Annotated in this window: 1 pseudogene; it reads right to left on the reverse strand. The window is 68.8% G+C overall.

Annotated features, from left to right (window positions below):
- Positions 1–728: pseudogene (locus tag IE267_RS40040) on the reverse strand (IS5 family transposase); the annotation flags it as partial.

A 728-nucleotide genomic window follows, 5' to 3' on the forward strand; every position in this document is an offset into this window, starting at 1 on the left:
GGGCGCGTTTCTCGTAGCGGGTGGCGACGGCGCGGAAGCCCTTGAGGCGGTTGATGGTTCGTTCGACGGTGTTGCGTTTCTTGTATCGCTCACTGTCGAAGCCGGTGGGCCGGCCACCGCGTGAACCGCGGTTCTTGCGGTGTCTTTGCTGGTCGAGGCGTTCGGGGATGGTGTGGCGGATTCCGCGTCGTCGCAGGTAGCGGCGGTTCTTCCGGGATGTGTAGGCCTTGTCGGCCAGGACATGGTCGGGCCGGGTACGGGGCCTTCCGACTCCGATACGGGGCACGGCGACCTGCTCCAGGACCCGCTCGGCCCGTCACCGTAGTGTCCCGGTGTCAGGACGAGGGCGAGAGGCCTGCACCGCCCGTCCGCGGCGAGGTGGATCTTGGTGGTGAATCCGCCGCGGGAGCGTCCCAGGCACTCGCCGACCTGACCACTCCCTCGAGCCGGACCACTAGTTTCCGCGACACCGGATCGACCGGGTTCGTCCCCCGAACGTGCCCCTTTTGAGGACCAGCGGCCGCCGGCGCCTTCCTCGCGCCGGCGGCGTGCTGGTGGGCCCGCACGACAGTCGAGTCCACCGACACGTCCCAGCCGACCCGGCCCACAGCGTCCTCGGCGGCCTGGATACGGGACAGCAGCATCGTCCATGTCCCATCAGCTGACCAGCGTCGATGGCGTTTGTAGACGGTCTCCCACGGCCCGAACCGCTCCGGCAGATCCCGCCA

It is taken from the genome of Streptomyces xanthochromogenes (assembly GCF_014650455.1).
Lineage (GTDB): Bacteria > Actinomycetota > Actinomycetes > Streptomycetales > Streptomycetaceae > Streptomyces > Streptomyces xanthochromogenes.